This window comes from Kribbella qitaiheensis (genome assembly GCF_042657745.1).
GTDB lineage: Bacteria > Actinomycetota > Actinomycetes > Propionibacteriales > Kribbellaceae > Kribbella > Kribbella qitaiheensis.
In genome coordinates, this window is record NZ_JBHSKE010000048.1 from 338,872 (window position 1) to 359,289 (window position 20,418).

General features: G+C 68.5%; 19 protein-coding genes. 15 read left to right on the forward strand and 4 right to left on the reverse strand.

What is annotated here, in order from left to right:
- Window positions 1-130: 130 nt before the first annotated feature.
- The 12 genes from ACFPJ1_RS30560 to ACFPJ1_RS30615 all read left to right on the forward strand — a co-directional run bounded on the left by ACFPJ1_RS30560 (window position 131) and on the right by ACFPJ1_RS30615 (window position 12,179).
- Window positions 131-1,723, forward strand: coding sequence for a succinic semialdehyde dehydrogenase (locus ACFPJ1_RS30560; protein WP_380109144.1), 1,593 nt, complete (start codon window positions 131-133; stop codon window positions 1,721-1,723).
- Window positions 1,720-3,441, forward strand: coding sequence for a GMC oxidoreductase (locus ACFPJ1_RS30565; RefSeq protein WP_380109145.1), 1,722 nt, complete (start codon window positions 1,720-1,722; stop codon window positions 3,439-3,441). Before ACFPJ1_RS30560 ends, ACFPJ1_RS30565 begins: the two co-directional genes overlap by 4 nt.
- A 583-nt stretch (window positions 3,442-4,024) precedes the next feature.
- The gene (bioB, locus tag ACFPJ1_RS30570) at window positions 4,025-5,020 is read left to right on the forward strand and encodes a biotin synthase BioB (protein WP_380109146.1); all 996 of its coding nucleotides are present in this window, start codon (window positions 4,025-4,027) and stop codon (window positions 5,018-5,020) included.
- A gap of 2 nt (window positions 5,021-5,022) precedes the next feature.
- On the forward strand, window positions 5,023-5,211 hold the full coding sequence (gene bsaP / locus ACFPJ1_RS30575; protein WP_380109148.1) for a biotin synthase auxiliary protein BsaP: 189 nt from the start codon (window positions 5,023-5,025) through the stop codon (window positions 5,209-5,211).
- A complete protein-coding gene (locus ACFPJ1_RS30580) occupies window positions 5,211-6,518 on the forward strand; it encodes an adenosylmethionine--8-amino-7-oxononanoate transaminase (RefSeq protein ID WP_380109150.1) in 1,308 nt (435 codons plus the stop codon). Before bsaP ends, ACFPJ1_RS30580 begins: the two co-directional genes overlap by 1 nt.
- Entirely contained in the window at window positions 6,518-7,639 is a 1,122-nt protein-coding gene (locus ACFPJ1_RS30585; protein ID WP_380109152.1) for an 8-amino-7-oxononanoate synthase, read from the forward strand. Before ACFPJ1_RS30580 ends, ACFPJ1_RS30585 begins: the two co-directional genes overlap by 1 nt.
- Window positions 7,636-8,313 (forward strand): dethiobiotin synthase, encoded by a 678-nt coding sequence (gene bioD / locus ACFPJ1_RS30590; RefSeq protein ID WP_380109154.1) that lies wholly within the window; start codon window positions 7,636-7,638, stop codon window positions 8,311-8,313. Before ACFPJ1_RS30585 ends, bioD begins: the two co-directional genes overlap by 4 nt.
- On the forward strand, window positions 8,313-9,407 hold the full coding sequence (locus tag ACFPJ1_RS30595) for a cytochrome P450 family protein (RefSeq protein WP_380109156.1): 1,095 nt from the start codon (window positions 8,313-8,315) through the stop codon (window positions 9,405-9,407). Before bioD ends, ACFPJ1_RS30595 begins: the two co-directional genes overlap by 1 nt.
- Window positions 9,408-9,436: 29 nt before the next feature.
- On the forward strand, window positions 9,437-9,817 hold the full coding sequence (locus tag ACFPJ1_RS30600; protein WP_380109158.1) for a VOC family protein: 381 nt from the start codon (window positions 9,437-9,439) through the stop codon (window positions 9,815-9,817).
- Window positions 9,818-9,839: 22 nt separating this feature from the next.
- Complete coding sequence (guaA, locus tag ACFPJ1_RS30605) at window positions 9,840-11,396, forward strand: glutamine-hydrolyzing GMP synthase (protein ID WP_380109160.1); 1,557 nt, start codon at window positions 9,840-9,842, stop codon at window positions 11,394-11,396.
- A 73-nt stretch (window positions 11,397-11,469) separates the two neighbouring features.
- Complete coding sequence (locus tag ACFPJ1_RS30610; RefSeq protein ID WP_380109163.1) at window positions 11,470-11,724, forward strand: amphi-Trp domain-containing protein; 255 nt, start codon at window positions 11,470-11,472, stop codon at window positions 11,722-11,724.
- 116 nt (window positions 11,725-11,840) lie between these two features.
- Window positions 11,841-12,179, forward strand: a complete 339-nt coding sequence (locus ACFPJ1_RS30615) for a TraR/DksA family transcriptional regulator (RefSeq protein WP_380109165.1) — start codon at window positions 11,841-11,843, stop codon at window positions 12,177-12,179.
- 3 nt (window positions 12,180-12,182) lie between these two features.
- Here ACFPJ1_RS30615 and ACFPJ1_RS30620 read toward each other — a convergent pair whose 3' ends face one another.
- Window positions 12,183-14,837 (reverse strand): hypothetical protein, encoded by a 2,655-nt coding sequence (locus ACFPJ1_RS30620; RefSeq protein ID WP_380109167.1) that lies wholly within the window; start codon window positions 14,835-14,837, stop codon window positions 12,183-12,185.
- Entirely contained in the window at window positions 14,834-16,621 is a 1,788-nt protein-coding gene (locus tag ACFPJ1_RS30625; RefSeq protein ID WP_380109169.1) for an HSP90 family protein, read from the reverse strand. The genes ACFPJ1_RS30620 and ACFPJ1_RS30625 overlap by 4 nt, the downstream gene beginning before the upstream one ends.
- Window positions 16,622-16,820: 199 nt before the next feature.
- Here ACFPJ1_RS30625 and ACFPJ1_RS30630 point away from each other — a divergent pair, with 199 nt between their 5' ends.
- Window positions 16,821-17,012, forward strand: coding sequence for a polysaccharide deacetylase family protein (locus ACFPJ1_RS30630; RefSeq protein ID WP_380109171.1), 192 nt, complete (start codon window positions 16,821-16,823; stop codon window positions 17,010-17,012).
- 15 nt (window positions 17,013-17,027) lie between these two features.
- Window positions 17,028-17,702, forward strand: coding sequence for a polysaccharide deacetylase family protein (locus tag ACFPJ1_RS30635; RefSeq protein ID WP_380109174.1), 675 nt, complete (start codon window positions 17,028-17,030; stop codon window positions 17,700-17,702).
- Here the strand turns inward: ACFPJ1_RS30635 and ACFPJ1_RS30640 are convergent.
- Entirely contained in the window at window positions 17,674-18,330 is a 657-nt protein-coding gene (locus ACFPJ1_RS30640) for an alpha/beta fold hydrolase (protein WP_380109175.1), read from the reverse strand. The two genes, ACFPJ1_RS30635 and ACFPJ1_RS30640, sit on opposite strands and share 29 nt — an antisense overlap.
- Window positions 18,331-18,599: 269 nt before the next feature.
- On the opposite strand from ACFPJ1_RS30640, the gene ACFPJ1_RS30645 reads away from it, so the two are divergent.
- Complete coding sequence (locus tag ACFPJ1_RS30645; RefSeq protein WP_380109177.1) at window positions 18,600-19,466, forward strand: endonuclease/exonuclease/phosphatase family protein; 867 nt, start codon at window positions 18,600-18,602, stop codon at window positions 19,464-19,466.
- 122 nt (window positions 19,467-19,588) lie between these two features.
- Here the strand turns inward: ACFPJ1_RS30645 and ACFPJ1_RS30650 are convergent, their stop codons facing one another.
- Complete coding sequence (locus ACFPJ1_RS30650) at window positions 19,589-20,377, reverse strand: TetR/AcrR family transcriptional regulator (protein WP_380109179.1); 789 nt, start codon at window positions 20,375-20,377, stop codon at window positions 19,589-19,591.
- Window positions 20,378-20,418: the final 41 nt, after the last annotated feature.

Here is a 20,418-nt window from a genome sequence, read left to right on the forward strand (position 1 = left end):
CCCACCCCTTCACACGCTCAGTCGCTCACCTTAGCGCTATCTTTACCGAACTCGCTCGTGATCCGGGCCGGGACATCAGTGCCGTGGCCAAGTACTGACACGAGCTGTTACCGACAGGTAGCCTGGGTGAATGAGCGAGCAGACCTCGATTCCTGCTGACCCCGAGCTCGACCCGACCGCGTCGTACGCGACCGACCAGTCGGTCATCCGCCGCCTGGCCGGTCTGTTGCGCGCGTCGGCGGGCACTCGGACGACCTACGCGCCCGCGACCGGCCAGCCGATCGCGGAGCTGCCCCTGTCCAGCCCGGAAGACGTACTCGCCGCGGTCCGGTCGGCGCGTCGCGCCCAGCGCGGCTGGAAGAACGTCTCGCTTGCCGATCGAGCCGCCATCCTGCTGCGCTACCACGACCTGGTGCTGGACCATCGGCACGAGCTGATGGACCTCGTCATCGTCGAGTCCGGCAAGGCGCGCAAGCAGGCGTTCGAGGAAGTCGCGCACGTCGCCATGACCGCCCGGTACTACGGTCGCAAGGCCGCCGAGCTGCTCGAGCCGCAGCGCAGATCCGGCATGTTCCCGCTCCTCACCCGGGCCGAGCAGCGGTTCGTGCCTAAAGGTGTCGTCGGCATCATCTCGCCCTGGAACTACCCGCTCAGCATGGCGATGGCCGACGGTCTCCCGGCGGTGCTGGCCGGCAATACCGTGGTCCACAAGCCCGACAGCCAGACCCCGCTGACCGGGCTCCGGGCGCTCGAGCTGCTTTACGAGGCAGGGCTGCCCCGGGACGCCTGGGTGCCGGTGAACGGCGACGGCCCGACGGTCGGCGGCGCGATCATCCAGAACACCGACTACGTCTGCTTCACCGGCTCCACCAAGACCGGCCGCCTGATCGCTCAGCAGGCCGGCGAGCGCTTGATCGGCTGCAGCCTGGAGCTCGGCGGCAAGAACCCGATGCTCGTACTCCGGGACGCCGACGTGCACCGGGCTGCCGAGGGAGCTGTCCGGGCGTGCTTCAACAGCGCAGGCCAGCTGTGCGTCTCGATGGAGCGGCTGTACGTCGCGGACCAGATCTACGACACGTTCGTCACGGCCTTCCTCGATCGGGTGAAGCGGATGAAGATCTCGGCCGGGACCGGCTGGGACGTGGACATGGGCTCGCTGGTCTCCAAGGCCCAGCTCGAGACCGTGACCCGTCACGTCGAGAACGCCCGGGTCAAGGGGGCCGTCGTCCTCGCCGGCGGCAAGCCCCGGCCGGACATCGGGCCGCTCTTCTACGAGCCGACCGTGCTGTCCGGGGTGACGCCGGAGATGGAGTGCTTCGACGCCGAGACCTTCGGGCCGGTCGTCTCGATCTACCGCTTCTCGGACGAGGCCGAGGCAGTCGAGCGCGCCAACGAGGGCGAGTACGGGCTGAACGCGAGTGTCTGGACGCGGGACGCTCGCCGGGGTCGTGCCGTCGCGGCCCAGCTGGTGGCCGGCTCGGTCAACGTGAACGAGGCCTACGGCGCGACCTTCGGCTCTCTCGACACCCCGATGGGCGGCATGCGCGCCTCCGGGCTCGGTCGCCGCCAGGGCGTCGAAGGCATCCGCCGGTACGTCGACCCGCAGGCGATCGCGACCCAGCGCCTCCTCCCGATCGCCGCCTCGCACGGCATCAAGGACGAGACCTACGCGGAGTTCATGACCGGAGCCCTGCGGGTCTTGAAGAAGCTGGGGCGTGCATGAGGTTCGACCACGACGTCGTGATCATCGGCTCGGGCTTTGGCGGCAGTGTCAGTGCGCTTCGCCTGGTGGAGAAGGGATATGACGTCGCGGTGCTGGAGGCCGGCGCCCGCTTCGAGGACGCCGGGTTCGCGAAGAACTCCTGGGACAAGAACAAGTTCCTCTTCGCCCCGAAGCTCGGCTGGTACGGCATCCAGCGGATCAGCGCGCTGCGCGACGTGATCATCCTGTCCGGCGCCGGAGTCGGCGGCGGCAGCCTCGTCTACGCCAACACCCTGTACGAACCGTTGCCCGCGTTCTACTCCGACCGCCAGTGGGCCCACATCACCGACTGGAAGGCCGAGCTCGCCCCGTACTACGACCAGGCGAAACGCATGCTCGGGGTCACCACGTACCCCGGGTTCACGCCGGCCGACGAGGTGATGAAGCAGGTCGCGGACGACCTCGGCGTGGGCGACACGTTCCACCCGACGCCCGTCGGGGTGTTCTTCGGCGAACCGGGGGTCGAGGTGGACGACCCGTACTTCGGTGGCGCCGGCCCCCGCCGTACCGGCTGTATCGACTGCGGCGAGTGCATGACCGGCTGCCGCCACAACGCGAAGAACACGCTCACCAAGAACTACCTGTACCTCGCGGAGAAGGCGGGCGCCGAGGTCTACCCGATGACCACGGTGACCTCGGTCGAGCCGCTGCCGGGCGGCGGGTACGCGATCGAGACGCGGCGGACCTCGAACCGGAAGCAGACGCGCAGATTCACTGCCCAGCAAGTGATTTTCGCCGCCTCGGCGCTCGGCACCGCCAAGCTCCTGCACCGGCTCCGGGACGAGGGCAAGCTGCCGAACCTGTCCGACCGGCTCGGCGTGCTGACCCGGACCAACTCAGAATCGTTGCTCGGGGCAATCGCCAGGGATCGGTCGGTGGACTACACCCGCGGCGTCGCGATCACCTCGTCGTTCCACCCGGACGAGATCACCCACATCGAACCGGTCCGGTACGGGCGGGGCAGCAACGCGATGTCGCTGCTGCAGACCGTGCTGACCGACGGCGACGGGGACAAGCCGCGCTGGCGGACCTGGCTGCGCGAGCTGGGGGTGCAGCGCAAGAGCCTGCGCCGCCTGTACGACCTGAAGCACTGGTCCGAGCGGACCGTGATCGCGCTGGTGATGCAGACCGCGGACAACTCGATCACCACCTTCGGCAAGCGGGACCGGCTCGGCCGCTGGCGCTTGACCTCGAAGCAGGGCCACGGAGCGCCGAACCCGTCCTGGATCCCGGTCGCCAACGAGGTCGTCCGCCGGATGGCCAAGATCATGGGCGGTACGCCGGGCGGCACCATCGGCGAGCCCTTCAACGTGCCGATGACGGCGCACTTCATCGGCGGCTGCGCGATCGGGGACTCGGTGGAGACCGGCGTGGTGGATCCGTACCACCGGGTGTACGGGTACGAGGGGCTGCACATCTTGGACGGCTCGGCGATCTCGGCCAACCTGGGCGTCAACCCGTCCTTGACGATCACCGCGCAGGCCGAGCGGGCCCTGTCGTTCTGGCCGAACAAGGATGAGGAAGACGCCCGGCCGGCCCTCGGATCGGAGTACCGGAGAGTGGCACCGGTCACACCGGTGAAGCCGGTGGTGCCTGCGGAGGCTCCCGGAGCCCTTCGGCTGCCGATCGTTCAGATCACCAACCGCACGACCGCGAAGCAGGCTGTGACGGAACCGTGACGCAATGACAACAATGTCCCGTGACCAGTGATGGTCAGGGGACAGGAATAGCCTGGAGTGAAAATGAGAAAGCCTCAGGCAATGGCCTGAGGCTCCAATTACTTCCAGGGCTGTGTTCAACCTTGGCCAGACTGTGTTGATCTTCCTCCAGAAAAGGGAGCAGGTCCCTCGGGAACGTTTCCGCCCAAATCGTTTCCCGAGGGACCCACTCAAGCCGGGGTGAGGCGCCCGGCGCTTTGGGATCGGGTCACCAACCATAGCTGGCGACCCGAGCTCATATGCCTCACTCTACTACCGATTCGAGGCATTTCTACCTGCAGAGAGTGGTCGTAACCACTCTGCGTGCCGATCGTAATGTGCGACCTTTCAGTCGCTCCTCGTTACCGGGAAGCGGTGTTCTTGCGATCACCCGCCTCTGCACACATCAACGAGAGGTCTCACAGAAGGTCACGAGGTTCCGCAGATTTGTTTTCCCGGGTCCCTGAGGCAGTTCGGCGACGGGTGTTCCAGGTGACGCCCCTCGCAGTGCGGGGCGGGCCGGCTGCCTTACTGTGGGCCGACCGTTCGATGAGGCAGGAGAACCATGAACGACATCCTCGAGGTGGCGCGTGAGCAGGTCCTGGAACGAGGCATCGGCCTCTCCCAGGAGCAGCTGATCGAGGTCCTGCGATCGCCGGACGAGCAACTGGACGACCTGCTCGCCCTCGCGCACGAAGTACGGGTCAAGTGGTGCGGCGAGGAGGTCGAGGTCGAGGGCATCATCTCGCTGAAGACCGGCGGCTGCCCCGAGGACTGCCACTTCTGCTCCCAGTCCGGCCAGTTCACCTCCCCGGTCCGTTCGGTCTGGCTGAACATCCCGGAGCTGGTCGAGGCCGCGAAGGAGACCGCCAAGACCGGCGCGACGGAGTTCTGCATCGTCGCCGCCGTCCGCGGCCCGGACGACCGGCTGATGTCCCAGGTGAAGGCCGGCATCGAGGCGATCAACGCCGAGGTCGACATCAACATCGCCTGCTCGCTCGGCATGCTCACCCAAGAGCAGGTCGACGAGCTCAAGGCGATGGGCGTGCACCGCTACAACCACAATCTCGAGTCCGCCCGCTCGTACTTCGGTGACGTCGTCACCACGCACTCCTTCGAGGAACGCTGGGAGACCTGCGTGATGGTGCGCGAGTCCGGGATGGAGCTGTGCTGCGGTGGTCTGGTCGGCATGGGCGAGTCCCTGGAGCAGCGGGCCGAGCTCGCCGCCCAGCTGGCCGAGCTGGAGCCGCACGAGGTCCCGCTGAACTTCCTCAACCCGCGTCCGGGCACGCCCTTCGGCGACATGGAGATCATGGCCGGCAAGGACGCGCTGCGGACCATCGCCGCGTTCCGGCTGGCGATGCCCCGGACCGTACTGCGCTACGCGGGCGGGCGTGAGCTCACGCTGGGCGACCTCGGCACCCGCGAGGGGTTGCTCGGCGGCATCAACGCGGTCATCGTCGGGAACTACCTGACCACGTTGGGCCGCCCGGCGACCGCGGACCTGGATCTGCTGGCCGACCTCAAGATGCCGGTCAAGGAACTCCAGAAGACGCTGTGACCGTGACTACCGTTCTCTACTGCGGCCACTGCGGCCGCGAGTTGGCCGACGGCAGCCACGACGACTGCCGCCAGGCCCTGACGCTGGAACCACCCCGGTACTGCGACCAGTGCCGGCGGCGGATGGTCGTCCAGGTGCACCCGATGGGCTGGACGGCCCGGTGCTCCGCGCACGGCGAGGTCACGTCGTGATGGACAGCTCCGACCTACTCGCGCGCGACTCCGAGTTGCTCTGGCACCCGTACTCGTCGCTGACCTCGCCCGCACCTGCCCGGCTGGTCCGCGGGACTTCTGGGACGCGGCTGAGCCTCGACGACGGTGCCGGGGGACAGGTCGACGCGATCGACGCGATGTCGTCGTGGTGGTGCATGATCCACGGCTACCGGCACCCGGTGCTGGACGATGCCCTGCACCGGCAGATCGACGACTTCAGCCATGTGATGTTCGGCGGCCTGACCCACGAACCCGCCGTACGGCTGGGTGAGCGGTTGGTCGAGGTTGCTCCGGACTCGCTGCGGCACGTCTTCTTCTGCGACTCCGGATCCGTCTCGGTCGAGGTCGCGATCAAGCTGGCCCTGCAGTACCAGGTGTCCCGCGGTCGCACCGGCCGGACCAGGATGCTCACCGTCCGCGGCGGGTACCACGGCGACACGTTCGCGCCGATGAGCGTGTGCGACCCGGTGAACGGGATGCACACACTTTTCACCGGAGCACTGAAGGAGCAACTGTTCGGACCGCGGCCCCCGGCCGGGTACGAACGGACCGCGGACGACCCCGAGCTCGCCTCCTGGATGACCGTGATGAGCGCACTCGCCGACGAGTTCGCGCACGAGATCGCCGCGATCATCGTCGAGCCGATCCTGCAGGGCACCGGCGGGATGTACCCGTACAGCCCGGACGCGTTGAAGTTCCTCCGCGCGCTCGCCGACCAGCACGGCCTTCTGCTGATCCTGGACGAGATCGCGACCGGTTTCGGCCGGACGGGGACGATGTTCGCCTCCGAGCACGCGGGGATCGAGCCGGATATCCTCTGCGTCGGCAAGGCTCTCACCGGCGGATACATGTCGATGGCCGCGATGCTCTGTACGTCGGAAGTCGGCGAGGTGGTCTCCAACGGTCCGGGTGGTGCGCTGATGCACGGGCCGACCTTCATGGCGAACCCGTTGGCGTGTGCCGTCGCCCTGGCCAGCCTGGACCTGCTGCTCTCGCAGGACTGGGGCGAGGGGATCGCCAGGATCTCCGCGGGTCTGGCCGCCGGGTTGAAGCCGGCGGCGGATCTGCCCGGGGTGAAGGACGTCCGGGTGCTCGGCGCGGTCGGCGTCGTCCAGCTCGACCACCCGGTCGACGTACCGCGGATGACCGATGCCGTGTTGAGCCGCGGGGTCTGGGTGCGCCCGTTCCGCGATCTCGTCTACACGATGCCGCCGTACATCTGCACCGACGAGGACATCGCCGCGATCGGCGCCGCGATCACCGGTGCCATTGCCGAGGGCAACTGATGCTCGAGGACTGGCTCGCTCCGAAGGCAGCGGCGTTGGAGTCGCGCGGGCTGACTCGCCGGCTCCGGCCGCGCGTCTCCGGGGAAGTGGTCGTCGATCTGGCCAGCAACGACTATCTCGGGCTGGCCCGCGACCCGCGTGTGGTCGAGGCGGCTGTCGACGCAGTACGCGAGTGGGGTGCGAGCGCGACGGCATCCCGGCTTGTGACCGGGACGACCGCTTTGCACGCCGAACTGGAATCTGCGCTCGCTGAGTACGTCGGTCAGGAGGCGGGTCTTGCCTTCTCCTCCGGCTACCTCGCCAACCTCGGCGTGATCACGGCACTCGGCGGACCCGGAACGCTCCTGGTCTCCGACGACCACGTGCACGCCTCGATGGTTGATGCCTGCCGGTTGTCGCGCTCCCGGGTCGAGGTCACGCCGCACAACGACGTCGAGGCCGTCGCCAAGGCGCTTGCCGAACGCAACGAACCGCATGCCGTCGTCCTGGTCGAGTCCGTCTACAGCGTGCTCGGTGACGCGGCGCCGCTGACCGAATTGGCGGCGCTGGCTCTCGCGCACGACGCCGTGTTGCTGGTGGACGAGGCGCATGGGTTGGGTGTCACCGGCAATGGTCGCGGTTCGGTCGCGGCCGCCGGACTGGCCGGCGCCGAGCACGTGATCGTGACCATGACGCTGTCGAAAGCGCTCGCGAGTCAGGGCGGTGTCGTGCTCGGTCCGGCTCTTCTGCGTGACCATCTGATCAACCGCGCCAGGGCTTTCATCTTCGACACCGGCCTCAACCCCGCAGCCTGCGGCGCCGCGCTGGCGGCGTTGCGGATCCTGATCGGGGAGCCTTCGCGTCCGGAGGCCATCCACATCACTGCCGCCCGGCTCGCTGCTGCCTGCGGCGTCACCACGTCAAGTGGTCCCGTCGTTTCGGTTCCGATGCCTGGCCCACGCGAGGCTGTCCGGGCCGCCGATCTCTGCCTGGCGAACGGCGTACGGGTGGGCAGCTTCCGTCCACCTTCCGTGCCCGACGGCATCAGCCGCCTCCGCCTCACCGCCCATGCGGGGCTCTCCACACCCGACCTCGACCGTGCGTGCGAGGTCATCACCACCGCAATCCGGGAAGCCTCATGAGCCGCGTCCTCCTCATCACCGGCACCGACACCGGCGTAGGCAAGACAGTGGTCACCGCCGCACTCGCGTCCCGCGCTGCATCCTCGGGCACTGTCGCCGTCGTGAAGCCGGCGCAGACAGGGGTGACTGCTGACGAGGCCGGGGATCTCGACGAGGTTCGTCGGCTGACTGGGGTCACGGACCTGCACGAGGGCGTCCGGCTGCTCGACCCGCTGGCGCCGACGACGGCCGGCCGTCGCCAACGGCTCGCGCTACCGAGCGTCGAAGCCCACGCGAAGACCATCGAAGACCTGGCAGCCGCCCGCGATCTGGTGCTGGTCGAAGGCGCAGGCGGGCTACTGGTCGGGCTGGATGAAGACGGCAGCGACTTGGCCGATCTCGCGGCGCACCTCGAGACCGAGTTCGCCTTCGTCGTGGTCGCCCGGGCCGGCCTCGGCACCCTGAACCACGCGGGCCTGACCGTCGAAGCCCTCCGTACGCGGGGTCTGCCGATCGCCGGACTCGTGATCGGCTCCTGGCCCGCCGAACCGGATCTCGCCGAGCGGTGCAACCTCGACGACCTCCCGGCCACGACCGGAGCACCGGTGATCGGTTGCCTTCCCGCCGGGGCAGGAGCGCTGGATCAGGCGGCGTTCACAGCGGCGGCGCCTGGCTGGTTCTTCGAGGAGTTCTGATGTCTGGCTGTCCCGCCCGGTACGACGAGACGCTCGGCATGTGGGTGCTCGACGAGCCGGACGAGGTCCGAGAGGTGTTGCTCGATCCGGAGACCTTCCGGCCGGACAACGCCGTACTGGCTCATACCGCGTTGAGCGTGAAGGCGTTGCGGGTGCTGCAAGGGGCCGGGTTCGCGCTGCCGTCGACGTTGGCGAACAACGCCGGGCCTTCGCATCGGCCGATCCGTGCCGCTGTCGCCCGGTTCTTCAGCCCGGCGCGGGTCGCTGCTGTGGAGCCCCTTGCGCGCCGGCTGGTCGCTGAGAGAGTCACCCTGGCGGAGGCTGGGTTGCGGTCGGGCGCGGTGGATCTCGTCGAGGTGGTCGCTGCGGAGCCGCCTGCGCTGGTGTTGCTGGACCTGCTCAAGCTGCGCGACGTCGACGTACCGGCTTTGAAGGCGTGGAGCCGGGAGTCGCTGGAGTTGTTCTGGGGCTGGCCGGACGAGGATCGGCAGTTGGAGCTCGCGCACAGCGCCGCGGAGTTCTACACGTGGTTGCGTCGGCGGGTGCTCACGGCTCGGCGGCGGCCGGGGGACGACCTGTTCGGCGTACTGGTCGGGTTGGGGTTGAGTGATGAGGAGGTGTGTGCGGTCGCCTACTTCCTGCTCATCGCCGGGCAGGAGACGACGACCCAGCTGATCTCGACGACCTTCCGCCGGCTGATCGGTCAGCCTCTAGACGATGCGGCCGCTGTGGTCGAAGCCATCCTGCGGGAGTCGTCGTCGGTGCCGACCTGGCGACGGATCACGGCTGCGCCCGTGTCTGTCGGTGAGGTCGAGTTGCCCGCGGGTCAGCCGGTGCTGCTCGGGCTGACCGGGCACGGCGGTCCGGCGGATCTCGCCTTCGGGCTGGGGATTCACCGTTGCCTCGGCGCGGGTCTGGCCCGCCTGGAGGCCCGTGTCGCTGTCGAATGCGCCGGGCCCCTGCTGAGCGCAGTACAAGCTGTTGAGGCTGATCCGCCGATGATCGACCTGCTGTCCTTCCGAGCCCCGAAGCGGCTGCTGGTGACACTGCCTGGTGGGCAGGCCCTGATCAGGACTAACGTCGATCGAGACTGACTGTCTGCATCAGTGGGAGGCTGATTGCGATGACCGGACGCGTGGTGCATTTCGAGATTCCATACGACGACGGAGATCGGGCGCGAGCGTTCTACGCGGAGTCGTTCGGGTGGGAGATCCACCTCATGCCCGAGTTGCAGTACACGACGGTGTCGACGGGGCCGGTGACCGAGCAGGGGATGCCTGCCGAGCCCGGCTACCTCAATGGTGGCATGTTCGACCGCTCCAACGGGCCGACGAACAGCCCGGTGGTCACTGTCGAGGTCGACGACATCGACGCGGCACTGGAGAATGTCGAGCGACACGGCGGCAAGGCGGTGGTCGGCAGGACGGCAGTCGGCGAGATGGGTTTCAGTGCCTACTTCGCCGACCCGGAGGGCAACGTCCTGGGCTTGTGGCAAAGCCGCTGAGCTGCACCGATACGCTTTGTCGGTGACTGTTGCTGAGCATGACCTCGTACTCGTCGTCGACTTCGGTGCGCAGTACGCGCAGCTGATCGCCCGCCGGGTGCGCGAGGCGAAGGTGTACTCCGAGATCGTGCCGCACTCGATGCCGGTCGAGGAGATGCTCGCGCGGAACCCGAAGGCGATCATCCTGTCCGGCGGACCGCAGTCCGTGTACGCCGAGGGTGCGCCGAGGGTCGACTCCGGGCTGTTCGAGGCGGGGGTCCCGGCGTTCGGCATCTGCTACGGGTTCCAGGCGATGGCGCAGACGCTCGGCGGCGACGTACGGCGGACCGGGCTGCGCGAGTTCGGCCGGACCCCGGTCACTGTGAGCGAGTCGGGCACGCTGCTGGCCGGCATCCCCGAGGACCTGAACGTCTGGATGTCCCACGGAGACGCGGTGCACGCGCCGCCGGCCGGCTTCGCAGTACTGGCTGCTTCGTCGGGTGCGCCGGTTGCTGCTTTCGAGGACCTGGATCGGCGGCTGGCCGGTGTCCAGTGGCACCCGGAGGTGCTGCACTCGCAGGCCGGCCAGGCGGTGCTCGAGCACTTCCTCTACGACATCGCGGGTTGCACCGGCGACTGGACGACCACCAACGTCGTCGACGAGCAGGTCGAGCTCATCCGTCAGCAGGTCGGCGACAAGCAGGTGCTCTGCGCGCTGTCGGGTGGCGTCGACTCCGCGGTCGCGGCGGCCCTGGTGCACAAGGCGATCGGCGACCAGCTGACCTGCGTGTACGTCGACCACGGTCTGCAGCGCTCGGGCGAGTCCGAGCAGGTCGAGAAGGACTACGTCGCCGCGACCGGGATCCGGCTCGAGGTCGTCGAGGCCGAGGACCAGTTCCTGACCGCGCTGGCCGGCGTCACCGACCCGGAGCAGAAGCGCAAGATCATCGGCCGCGAGTTCATCCGCACCTTCGAGGCGACCGCGCGGCAACTCGATGCCGAGCGGCACATCGAGTTCCTGGTGCAGGGAACGCTCTATCCCGACGTGGTCGAGTCCGGCGGCGGCACCGGCACCGCGAACATCAAGTCCCACCACAACGTCGGCGGTCTGCCGGACGACCTCGAGTTCGACCTGATCGAGCCGCTGCGGACCCTCTTCAAGGACGAGGTCCGCGAGCTCGGCCTGGCCCTCGGACTGCCCGAGGCGATGGTCTACCGGCACCCGTTCCCCGGTCCCGGCCTCGGCATCCGGATCGTCGGCGAGGTCACCAAGGAGCGCCTCGACATCCTCCGCGCCGCCGACCTGATCGCCCGCACCGAGATCACCGCGGCCGGTCTGGACCGCGACATCTGGCAGTTCCCGGTCGTCCTGCTGGCCGACGTCCGCTCGGTCGGCGTCCAGGGCGACGGCCGCACGTACGGCCACCCGATCGTCCTGCGCCCCGTCACCAGCGAGGACGCCATGACCGCCGACTGGGCCCGCCTCCCCTACGACGTCCTCGAAAAGATCTCCACCCGCATCACCAACGAGGTGGACGAGATCAACCGAGTAACCCTCGACATCACCAGCAAGCCCCCCGGCACCATCGAGTGGGAGTAACCACTCCGACCCGCCACTGACTAGTCCGCTGTGGAGGTCGCCGTCTCCCGGTGGGGTCTGTGACGATTGCGGCATGACGACTGACAGGGATGTTGAGGTTGAGTATCCGCTGACGGAGTTCGTGGCCAAGCTTCGGCGGTTGGCGGATGCGTTGGAGAGCGGGAAGCCGTTCCGGATCCAGGTGCAGAACAAGCGGTTCACCGTGCCGCGGAGCGCGCAGTGGAGTGTCGAGCACGAGGCTGAGCACGGCGAGGTGGAGGTCGAGTTCCAGTTGAAGTGGAAGGTGGCGGACGCCCCGGACAAGCCGGAGCACGACGACGAGGTCTGATCCGAGGTCCGTACCGGATGACGGTTCAGCCATAATCCGGTACGACGCTCGCCCAGAACCTGGTACGCCGACCTACCTTGGGAGGGGAGTCCCGGAACGCGGAGCAGGTGTGGCTGATGGATGAGCAGGTGCAGGACGTGCTGGCGGCCGAGCGGGAGACCACGGCCGAGAGGCTGGCCGCGCTGGAGCGGGACCTCGAGGGAATCGTCGAGTCGGGCCGGCTGGTCGCCACCGATGACGAGCATGATCCCGAGGGGGCGACGATCGCGTTCGAGCGGTCGCAGACGGGCGCGTTCATCGAGGACGCGCGCAAGCACCTGGCGGATCTCGACAGTGCGCTGGAGCGGATCGCCACAGGGGAGTACGGGATCTGCGAGAAGTGCGCGCAGCCGATCGCGGCCGAGCGTCTGATGGTCCGCCCGACCGCGAAGACCTGCATCAACTGCGCCGTCTGAGGTCTACGACGTCAGCCGGGCTTCCAGGGCTTCGGCCTCGGTCGGGCGGTCGAGGCCGCGGAGGCGGTCGGCCAGGAGGTAGCCGGCCCGGTGCCACTGGTCGTGGCCGGTCGGAAGGCTGGCGAAGATCTCCTGCAGCATCTGGTCGTCGGTGGTGCCGTGCTCGGCGATCAACAGCCGCGCGTTGAGGTGCTGGCCTTCAAAGCCACCACGCTCGTACGACTCCGCCGCCTGCCGCGCGTAGTCCACGGCAGCAGGGATCTCGCCCCGCTGCATGGCCAGCATCGCGAGGTCCCAGTGGACTCCGGCCTGCTGGAACAGCACGGTCTCGTCTGCCGACGGCAACGAGTCGAGCACAGGGCGCACCCGGTCGAGGAGTTGCGGGATCAGGTCGAAGTCCCCGGAGTAGCGGGCTGATTGCGCCGCAAGCCGCACAGCCTGGACGTACTCGATCGGCATTTCGGCCGTCTCGAAGTGCTCGGCCGCGGCCAGGAAGACGTCCACGGCCTCCTTGTCCCGATCAAGCCGTTCGAGGAGCAGGCCCTCGTCCTGTCGCGTCATCCCGAGCCAGTGCGGATGCGCCTCCTCGGGAGCGTCGGCCAGCAACGCACGCACCTGCGCCAGCGCCGGCTCCAACTCCCCGAGCGCCCGATAGGCGTCAACCAGCACCCCGCGTACGTCGATCCGGATGCTCGCGAGTTCGGGCGCTCCCACCGCGGCGAGTGCCTCCTCGGCAGTCTCCGCCGACTCGAGCGGGCGGCCGGTGAGGAGATAGGCGCGAGCGAGTTCGAGCCGGCAGATCGCCACGTGGATCTCGGCATCTGGAGTACCCGCCGCCAGCGCGATCGCCTCCTCGAGGTCATCCACCGCCTCGGCCGGACGGTCCAGGGCGTTCCGGATCCAGCCACGTTGGCGGAAGGCGTACGACCGGGGGAGCTCGTGCTTCGTCGCGGTTCCCGCGCCGGCCGCCTCTTCGGCATCCTCCAGCCGCTCGAACTGCAGGAACAGGCTGCACTGCAGGATGCCCGCGCCGGCCTTGAGCTCATCCTCGGTGTCGGCCGAAGCGCGCAGCGCCGTCGCCTCGGTCAGCGCCTCCTCAGCGCGCCCGGCCTCCGCCAGCATGGCGGCCAGCGAGTACTGCCAGCCACCTCGCCGCCGCGGTTCGTCGTTCGCGATCAGCCAGCGGAGAGGCTCCTCACCCGTGGCGAGAGCTTCCTCGATCTGCCCTTGCTCGCAAAGGATCCGGGAGATCCGGCCGCGGTCGCGCAGCAGGCGGACCTCCTCGCCCAGCTCGGCGTACAGGCCGAGCGCCTCGCGCCAGGACTCCAGCGCCACCTCGTGCTCGTCCTTGGAGGCGAGGCCGCGGCCGTCGAGCAGCCTGGCCTGGTCGAGCTTGCTGCGCCCGGCCTCGGGGACTTCCTGCTCGAACGCCTGCCAGTCGGCAACGGCCTCGTCGCGGCGATCGTTCTGCCAGTGCTCCTCCGCCCGATCGAGCCAACCACTGCCGGTCGGAGCCGGCCCGTCGGAGACGGCCGCGGGCTCTTGAGTTTGCTGGACGGCCTGCCGACGAGCGTGGGTCCGCCGCGCGGTCTCGGACAGCGGCAGGTAGTCGATCCACGGCTCGGCGGTCAGCGTCGCCCGAACCATCTCAGTACGGAAGCCCGTCCCGTTGCGGTCGTCGAAGCGCGCCGCCAGTTCCAGAGCTCGCGCTGCCAGGTCCTCGGCCAGCTGGGCGGACGGCGCGTCATCCGCCTTCGGCTGCCGGATCATCAGGTCAACCTTGCTCAGGGCAAGCGATGCCGCGGCCGCGAACTCCAGCTCGGCCAGGGGACTCGGCGGATCCTCGAGATCGCCGAGGTGCCGTTCCACCAGCTCGACGGCCCTGGTCTCGTTGCCGGTCCGGGCCAGGAAGACGATGTGGTCGGCGTAGGAACCCAGCTCGCCAGGCTCGGCCCGCTGGATCCGGTAGGCCCGGCGATGCGCGTCCACCGCCTCGGAGTACATGCCCTCGGCAACATAAGCCGGCAGCAGCGCGGTCAGCATCTGCTGCGGCTGCTCGTTGCAGGTCAGCTGCCCGTCCAGTACGCCGACCGCCAGCGCGACCGCCTCGGCGGTCTGGCCGATCCGGGTCAGGTGCCGCACCTTCGAGGTCGGGTCGCAGCCGACGCAGTCCGACAGGTCGTCCCGCGGCGCGGTCGACCACAGCCGGAAGTGCTCGGCGGCCGCGTCCGCGTCACCGATGTGGTTGGCGACGAGCCAGCGGTGCTGGTGCACGGCGTGCATGCTGTGGCCGCCGACGCGCCAACGCCGCTCCATATCGTCCAGTACGCCGTACGTCTGCGCCAGCGGGACCTCGGGGAACCGGGTCAGCGTGCTCGGCGCGTACTTGAAGCACCAGTGGAACGTGTGCGAGTGCTGCTGGTACTTCCCCGGATCGGCGTCCCAGTCCGCCACGCAGCGCGCGAACGGCACCAGCGACTTCCGCGGCTCACCGCCCATCACGTACGCCGTGACGAGTTGCAGGCGGGCGTAGAACGCCAGGTCCTCGTCCTCACCGGCATCCGCGCGGCGGACCACGTCCTCCAGCAGGGCCGAGCGGGCCTTGCCGTACGGCGTGCTCTCGGCGCGGTGGAGTCGTTCCAGCAGGTCGTCGCTCATCGGGTCGGATCCTCCTGGTTGCGGTCGTTCAGGGTGGGCACGGCCTGGTCTAGCAGGCCGAGGAAGGACCGGTTCACCAGCGCCGAATCCGCCGGGCCGATCGGGTGGTACCCGAGCATCAACGCGTGCCCGTACAGGCCTTCCACCGCCAGCCGGGCCAGTTCGGGATCACCGAGGCCGGCCATCCGCCGTACCAGCGGGCTGCGGTGGTTGAGCACGAGCTGCGGCCGGCTGTCGTCGTGAGTGTCGAGCGCGCCGAGTACCTCGGACCACAGCGCGTCCGCCTTGCTCTTCGTACTGCGGAGCTCGGCGGCGAACTGGGCGGACCGGTCGACCAGGTAGATCGCGGGGAGGTTGGCCGGGTCGAACGCGCGGACCACCACCTCGCAACCGACCGCATCCAGAGCCTCCTGGGCCAGCCGGACGAACGGCCTGAGCTGGAGCTCGGTCTCCGGGTCCAGGCTGTCGAAGCTGGTGCTGAGCTCGGTCGGGTCGAACCTGCTGGTGACGAGGTCGGGAACCACCTCGGGCAGCCGCTCGATCAGCTCGCTGTCGTAGGTGTACCCGCCGTTCACGACGGTGATCTGCTGGGCCGCGGCGACCGCCGCCAGCTGGCGGAACTCCTCGATCGTCGCGACGTAACGGATCTCGCCGTGCCGCTCCTGCAGTTCGGCGGCGGTCATCCGGCCGTGGTTCGTCTCGAACCGGAGCCAGCGGTGGACCAGCCGGAGCATCTCGTCGTCGTGCAGGGCCAACGCCTTCACGCCGAGTTGGTGGATGCCGAGGAAGCGGTCGAGCTTCTGCGGATCCGTGCTGCCGAGGCGCACCAGCCAGCCGCGGAGCTGGGCGCCCAGGGCGTCCCGGGTGGCCTCGAGGTTGCCGTCGTCGAAGAGCGCCTCGCGGCTCGCGGTCGGGCGGAGCTCGGAGGTATCGATCACGGCCCGGACGAAGAACGCCCAGTCCGGAAGGAGGCCCTCGACGCCTTCGGCGAGCAGCATGCGCTTGAGGTAGACGCGGTGGGTGGCGCGCTCGGCGGGATTCGCCGGGAACGGCAGTACGAACGCGACGCCGTTCAACCCGGCGGCCGGGATGCTCAGCGGGATCACGTCGAACGGGGTGAATCCCAGCTTGTCCTGCGCGTAGCCGACCAGCTCGGCGCGTTGCGCAGTACCGGTGCCTTCCCAAGGTGCGCGGCCGTCGGTGACGCGCTCGCCGTTGACGCGGATCTCGAGCGGGAGCAGGGCGCCGAAGAGCCGCACCAGCTCGACGACAGTGGCCTGCTTGAACCACTGCTCGGCTCCACGTCTCGCCTTGAGGGTGACGGTAGTGCCGACCTCTGTCGTGGGTTCTGCCTCGGTGATGGTGTAGCGGCCGTCCGCAGTACCGATCCAGAGCGTGGTGGGGCCGCCGGCGGGGTGCGTGACCACCTCGATCTCCTCGGCCACCATGAACGCCGACAGCAACCCGATCCCGAACTGCCCGAGGAATTCCGTCCGCGCGAACCCGATCTCGTCCCGCTTCGAGCTCCGCCCGATGGTGGCGAGCAACTCCCGCACCTCATCAGGCCGCAACCCGATCCCGCGGTCGGTGATGCTCAAGCGTTTGTCGTCGATCTGGACGTCGATCCGCGCGGGTGCGTCCGGCTCGTGCGCCTGGCGTGCGGTGATCGCATCCACCGCGTTCTGCAGCAGTTCCCGCAGATAGACCCGCGGACTGCTGTACAGGTGATTGCTCAGCAGATCGACGATCCCGTGCAGATCAACCTGAAAATTCTCGCTACCCATCCCAGCCCTCTCTCAACACCCCCCGGCGCGCTGGCCCACGGTACTAGTACTCCGGTCCGCACGCCGCTCCACGCCAGGTGAGCTGGCCTGATGCACTCCCAGCACGAACATCTGAGGCCGTCCCTCCATCGGGGGTTGACCTTCACATTCATGTGAAGGTTTCAGGATGAGTCTTACCGCTCACGACTGAGGAGAACTGATGGAGAACACGCTTTACGAGTACTCGCCGATCACGGACCGCGCGCCGATCCACTGGCCCGATGGCAAGCGGGTCGCCTTCTACGTCGGCCTGAACATCGAGCACTTCCACGTGGACAAGCCGTCCACCACCATCTACGAGGGCACCGCCTCGCTTCTTCCGGACGCGCTCAACTACGGATGGCGCGACTAGGGCGTACGCGCCGGGGTGTGGCGGCTCATCGAGGCCCTGGACCGGCACGGAATCCGTGCCAGCGTCCTGCTCAACTCTGAGGTCGCCGAGTGCTACCCGCAGATCATCGAGGCCGGACACCGGCGGGACTGGGCGTGGCTCGCTCATGGCAGGACCAACTCCGTGCTCCACACCGACCTCGACGTCGAGGCCGAGCGCAAGGAACTCCTCGACATCGTGGACACGATCGAGAAGGCCACCGGCCAGCGGCCCCGCGGCTGGATGGGGCCAGGGCTCACGGAGACGTTCAACACGCCCAGGCTCCTCAGCGAGCTGGGTCTTCAGTACGTGCTGGATTGGACGAGCGACGATCAGCCCTTCCCGCTGTCCGTCCCCGGAATGCTGAGCGTGCCCTACACGGTGGAGTTGAACGACCTGGGCATCTTCGGCTTCAAGGGCCTCACCGGGCCGCAGTTTCTGCAGATGTTCACCGATCACCTCGATCAGTTGGTGGCGGACTCCGGCGACAGCGGACGAGTCATGGCGCTCGCCCTGCACCCGTTCGTCATCGGTCAGCCGTTCCGCCACAAGTACCTCGACCAGGCGCTCGCCTACGCGGCCAACCACAGCGACGTCTGGTTGACGACGAGTGACGAGATCGCCGACCACTACGCGCGGACCGTCAGTGCTTCTGGTCGAGAAATGCGGTGAGTGTCGCCACGAATTCCGTCGGCGCCTCTCGGTGGACGCCGTGGCCAACCGGGATCTCCTGGAAGGTGCCGCGGGGGATCCGGTCGGCCATCGCACGCATCTGTTCCTGCGGGAAAGGACTGGTAGGACCGCCGCCGACGACCAGTGCGAGAGCTCGGATTGCGACGAGCTCGTCGAGCCAGCCTGGATCGGGGGCGTTGACCTGCCCGACGAGAGCGACCCGTGCGGCCCAGTCGTACTCGATCGGGCCGTCCGGGCGCTCCGGGACCGGCCGGTACTGCGGGAACGGTGGCGGTGGCTCGACGAGCACGAGTGGACCGGCGCGGTCCGGGCGCCGGGCGGCGTGCAGGTAGGTCGCGACCGCGCCCATCGAATGACCGACCAGGATCGGCGCGGTGAGGTCGTGCGCATCGAGGAACTCGCCCAGATCCGCGGCCAGCAGCTCGAATGTGTAGGCGTCGGCGGGTCCGGTCCGACCGTGGCCGCGCTGGTCAGGCACGTACACCCGCCACTTTTCGGCAAGCGCGCCGACGACCCAATCGAACGACGACCCATCCGACGTCAACCCGTGCAACAACACCAACGGCTCTGCGCCGACCGGCCCGTGACTTCGGAACTCGAGTCGCATGGCCCGCATCCTGCCACGCACAAAGACGACCGGGCCCCCACCATGCAGTGGCCCTGGCGTGGGAGGGTCTGCAGGTGTCCTTCGATGTCTACTTCCAGCGGCGCGGTCATGGTGACGAAGAGTGCTGGTGGCCGTACGGTTTGGGTACAGCACGAGGCCTGGGGAGTAATTGATGGCGCTGACGGTGGGGACTTTCAATCTCAACAACCTGTTCGACCGGTGGAACTTCGCCGGGGCCGGTGGAGGTGCTGGCGGCGGGGACGAGCACGGTGCCGGCGACTTACACCTTCGATGACGAGCATCGGCGGCGGTTGCAACTCGACGGGCGCGGCAAGTTGCTGGTGTCGAAGCCGGCCGAGGACACGAACCGGATCGCCGAGCGGTTGCTCGGGGCGGATGTGGACGTGTGGATCGTGCAGGAGGTCGAGAACGTCGACGTACTGCGGGAGTTCAACCGCGAGCACCTGAACGGGTCCTACCAGCACGTGATGGTGATCGACGGCAACGACTCGACCCGGTTCATCGACATCGGGATCCTGTCGCGGCGGCCGCTCGGTGGGGTGACGAGCTACCAGCGCACGTTCCACCCGGACGACTCGTCCCGGCCGATCTTCTCCCGCGACCTGGTCGAGGCGGAGATCCTGGACTCCAAGGGCCGGAAGGTGCTGACCGTGTTCGGGACGCACCTGAAGTCGAAGTTCGTCGACTTCACCGTGCCGAACCCGGTCGAGGCCGCGGCCGCCGCGGAACTCCTGCGCCGGCGACAGGCCGAGACGATCGTCCGGATCATCGCGAACCGGACCAGCACCCGCCAGCGGTACCTGCTGTGCGGCGACATGAACGACACCCCGGACTCGTCGGCGCTGGTGGCGTACGAGCAGGCCGGGCTGGTCAACGCGCTGCTGACGCCGACCGAGGTGGGGATGGTGAAGACGACGGTCGACCTGCCCGCGAGCCCGGCGTGGACGTCGACCTTCAAGGAGTCCGGCCAGCCGCGCACGTTCGATCTGATCGACCAGATCTGGCTGTCACCCGGGCTGGCGCCGAGGCTGACCGGCGCGTTCATCGGCCGCCGCCGCAAACTGGCCCGCGACGGTACTGACCACGACCCGGCCTGGATCTCCCTCGACATCTGAGCATCCAGGCGAGCGCCTACAGTTCTGGAGTGGAGCTCTACGAGTCGATCGGTCAGCTCGAAAGTGCCTCCAACGCCCGCAGTAATGTCGCCAGCCGGCAGGCCACGCTCAGCGAGTAAACCTCAGCGTTCGTTCGCCGTGAGGGCCTCGATGCCGTCGAGCAGGCGGTCCAGGCCGAAGCGGTAGGACTCGTCTGCGGCCTCACGGGTGCCGTCGCCGTACCCGTTCGCGTTCCAGATCGCCGTCATGGTGGGGTGCCGCTCGACGTCGAAGTACGTCTCCCACAGGTCGTTCCGCTCGTGCCACCAGGCGTCGTTGCTCTGCCCGGTGGTGCGCTCCACCTGTTCGCTCTCGGCCTCCAGCCCGGCCGCGGAGTCGACGTACGTCGTGATCGCCAGCGCGGCGGTGTTCGTCTGACGCGCGGGCAGTCCCAGTACTGCGCACGCGGACAGCAGGTACTCCCGGCCGGCGAGCATGCCGGGACCGACGGGCGGGCGGATCGTGGAGATTCGCGCGAGCCAGGGGTGCCGGTGGAACATCGCGCGGGTCTGCTCGGAGTACAGCTCGATCTGGTCGCGCCAATCGGCCGGGCGTGGTTCGCCGGGGCCGGGAAGTTCGCGTCCGCCGAGGACCTGGTCGACCATCAGATCGAGCAGCTCATCCTTGGACGGCACGTACGTGTAGAGCGTCATCGTGCCGACCCCGAGCTCCTTCGCCACCCCGTTCATCGAGGCGGCGGCAAGACCTTGCGCGTCGGCCAGCGCGATGGCCGCGGTGACCACCGCGTCCAGGTCCAGGGTCGGCTTGCGCCCCAACCTGGGCGGGACCTCCTCAGCCGTTCGCTCGCGGTGATTCCGCCAGAGCAACGCGAGCGTCCGCCCTGCCGGCCCCCCACCACTGCGCTCCACCATCCCAAACCTCCCCGCCATGCGCGCCGTCCAGCCGATCGACG

What these genes read in the sequence shown, in the direction of transcription:
- ACFPJ1_RS30560 (WP_380109144.1), top strand. Translation starts at nt 131, where the DNA reads ATGAGCGAGCAGACCTCGATTCCTGCTGACCCCGAGCTCGACCCGACC.
- ACFPJ1_RS30565 (WP_380109145.1), top strand. Translation starts at nt 1,720, where the DNA reads ATGAGGTTCGACCACGACGTCGTGATCATCGGCTCGGGCTTTGGCGGC.
- bioB (WP_380109146.1), top strand. Translation starts at nt 4,025, where the DNA reads ATGAACGACATCCTCGAGGTGGCGCGTGAGCAGGTCCTGGAACGAGGC.
- ACFPJ1_RS30580 (WP_380109150.1), top strand. Translation starts at nt 5,211, where the DNA reads ATGGACAGCTCCGACCTACTCGCGCGCGACTCCGAGTTGCTCTGGCAC.
- ACFPJ1_RS30585 (WP_380109152.1), top strand. Translation starts at nt 6,518, where the DNA reads ATGCTCGAGGACTGGCTCGCTCCGAAGGCAGCGGCGTTGGAGTCGCGC.
- bioD (WP_380109154.1), top strand. Translation starts at nt 7,636, where the DNA reads ATGAGCCGCGTCCTCCTCATCACCGGCACCGACACCGGCGTAGGCAAG.
- ACFPJ1_RS30595 (WP_380109156.1), top strand. Translation starts at nt 8,313, where the DNA reads ATGTCTGGCTGTCCCGCCCGGTACGACGAGACGCTCGGCATGTGGGTG.
- ACFPJ1_RS30600 (WP_380109158.1), top strand. Translation starts at nt 9,437, where the DNA reads ATGACCGGACGCGTGGTGCATTTCGAGATTCCATACGACGACGGAGAT.
- ACFPJ1_RS30610 (WP_380109163.1), top strand. Translation starts at nt 11,470, where the DNA reads ATGACGACTGACAGGGATGTTGAGGTTGAGTATCCGCTGACGGAGTTC.
- ACFPJ1_RS30615 (WP_380109165.1), top strand. Translation starts at nt 11,841, where the DNA reads ATGGATGAGCAGGTGCAGGACGTGCTGGCGGCCGAGCGGGAGACCACG.
- ACFPJ1_RS30620 (WP_380109167.1), bottom strand. Translation starts at nt 14,837, where the DNA reads ATGAGCGACGACCTGCTGGAACGACTCCACCGCGCCGAGAGCACGCCG.
- ACFPJ1_RS30625 (WP_380109169.1), bottom strand. Translation starts at nt 16,621, where the DNA reads ATGGGTAGCGAGAATTTTCAGGTTGATCTGCACGGGATCGTCGATCTG.
- ACFPJ1_RS30630 (WP_380109171.1), top strand. Translation starts at nt 16,821, where the DNA reads ATGGAGAACACGCTTTACGAGTACTCGCCGATCACGGACCGCGCGCCG.
- ACFPJ1_RS30640 (WP_380109175.1), bottom strand. Translation starts at nt 18,330, where the DNA reads ATGCGACTCGAGTTCCGAAGTCACGGGCCGGTCGGCGCAGAGCCGTTG.
- ACFPJ1_RS30650 (WP_380109179.1), bottom strand. Translation starts at nt 20,377, where the DNA reads ATGGTGGAGCGCAGTGGTGGGGGGCCGGCAGGGCGGACGCTCGCGTTG.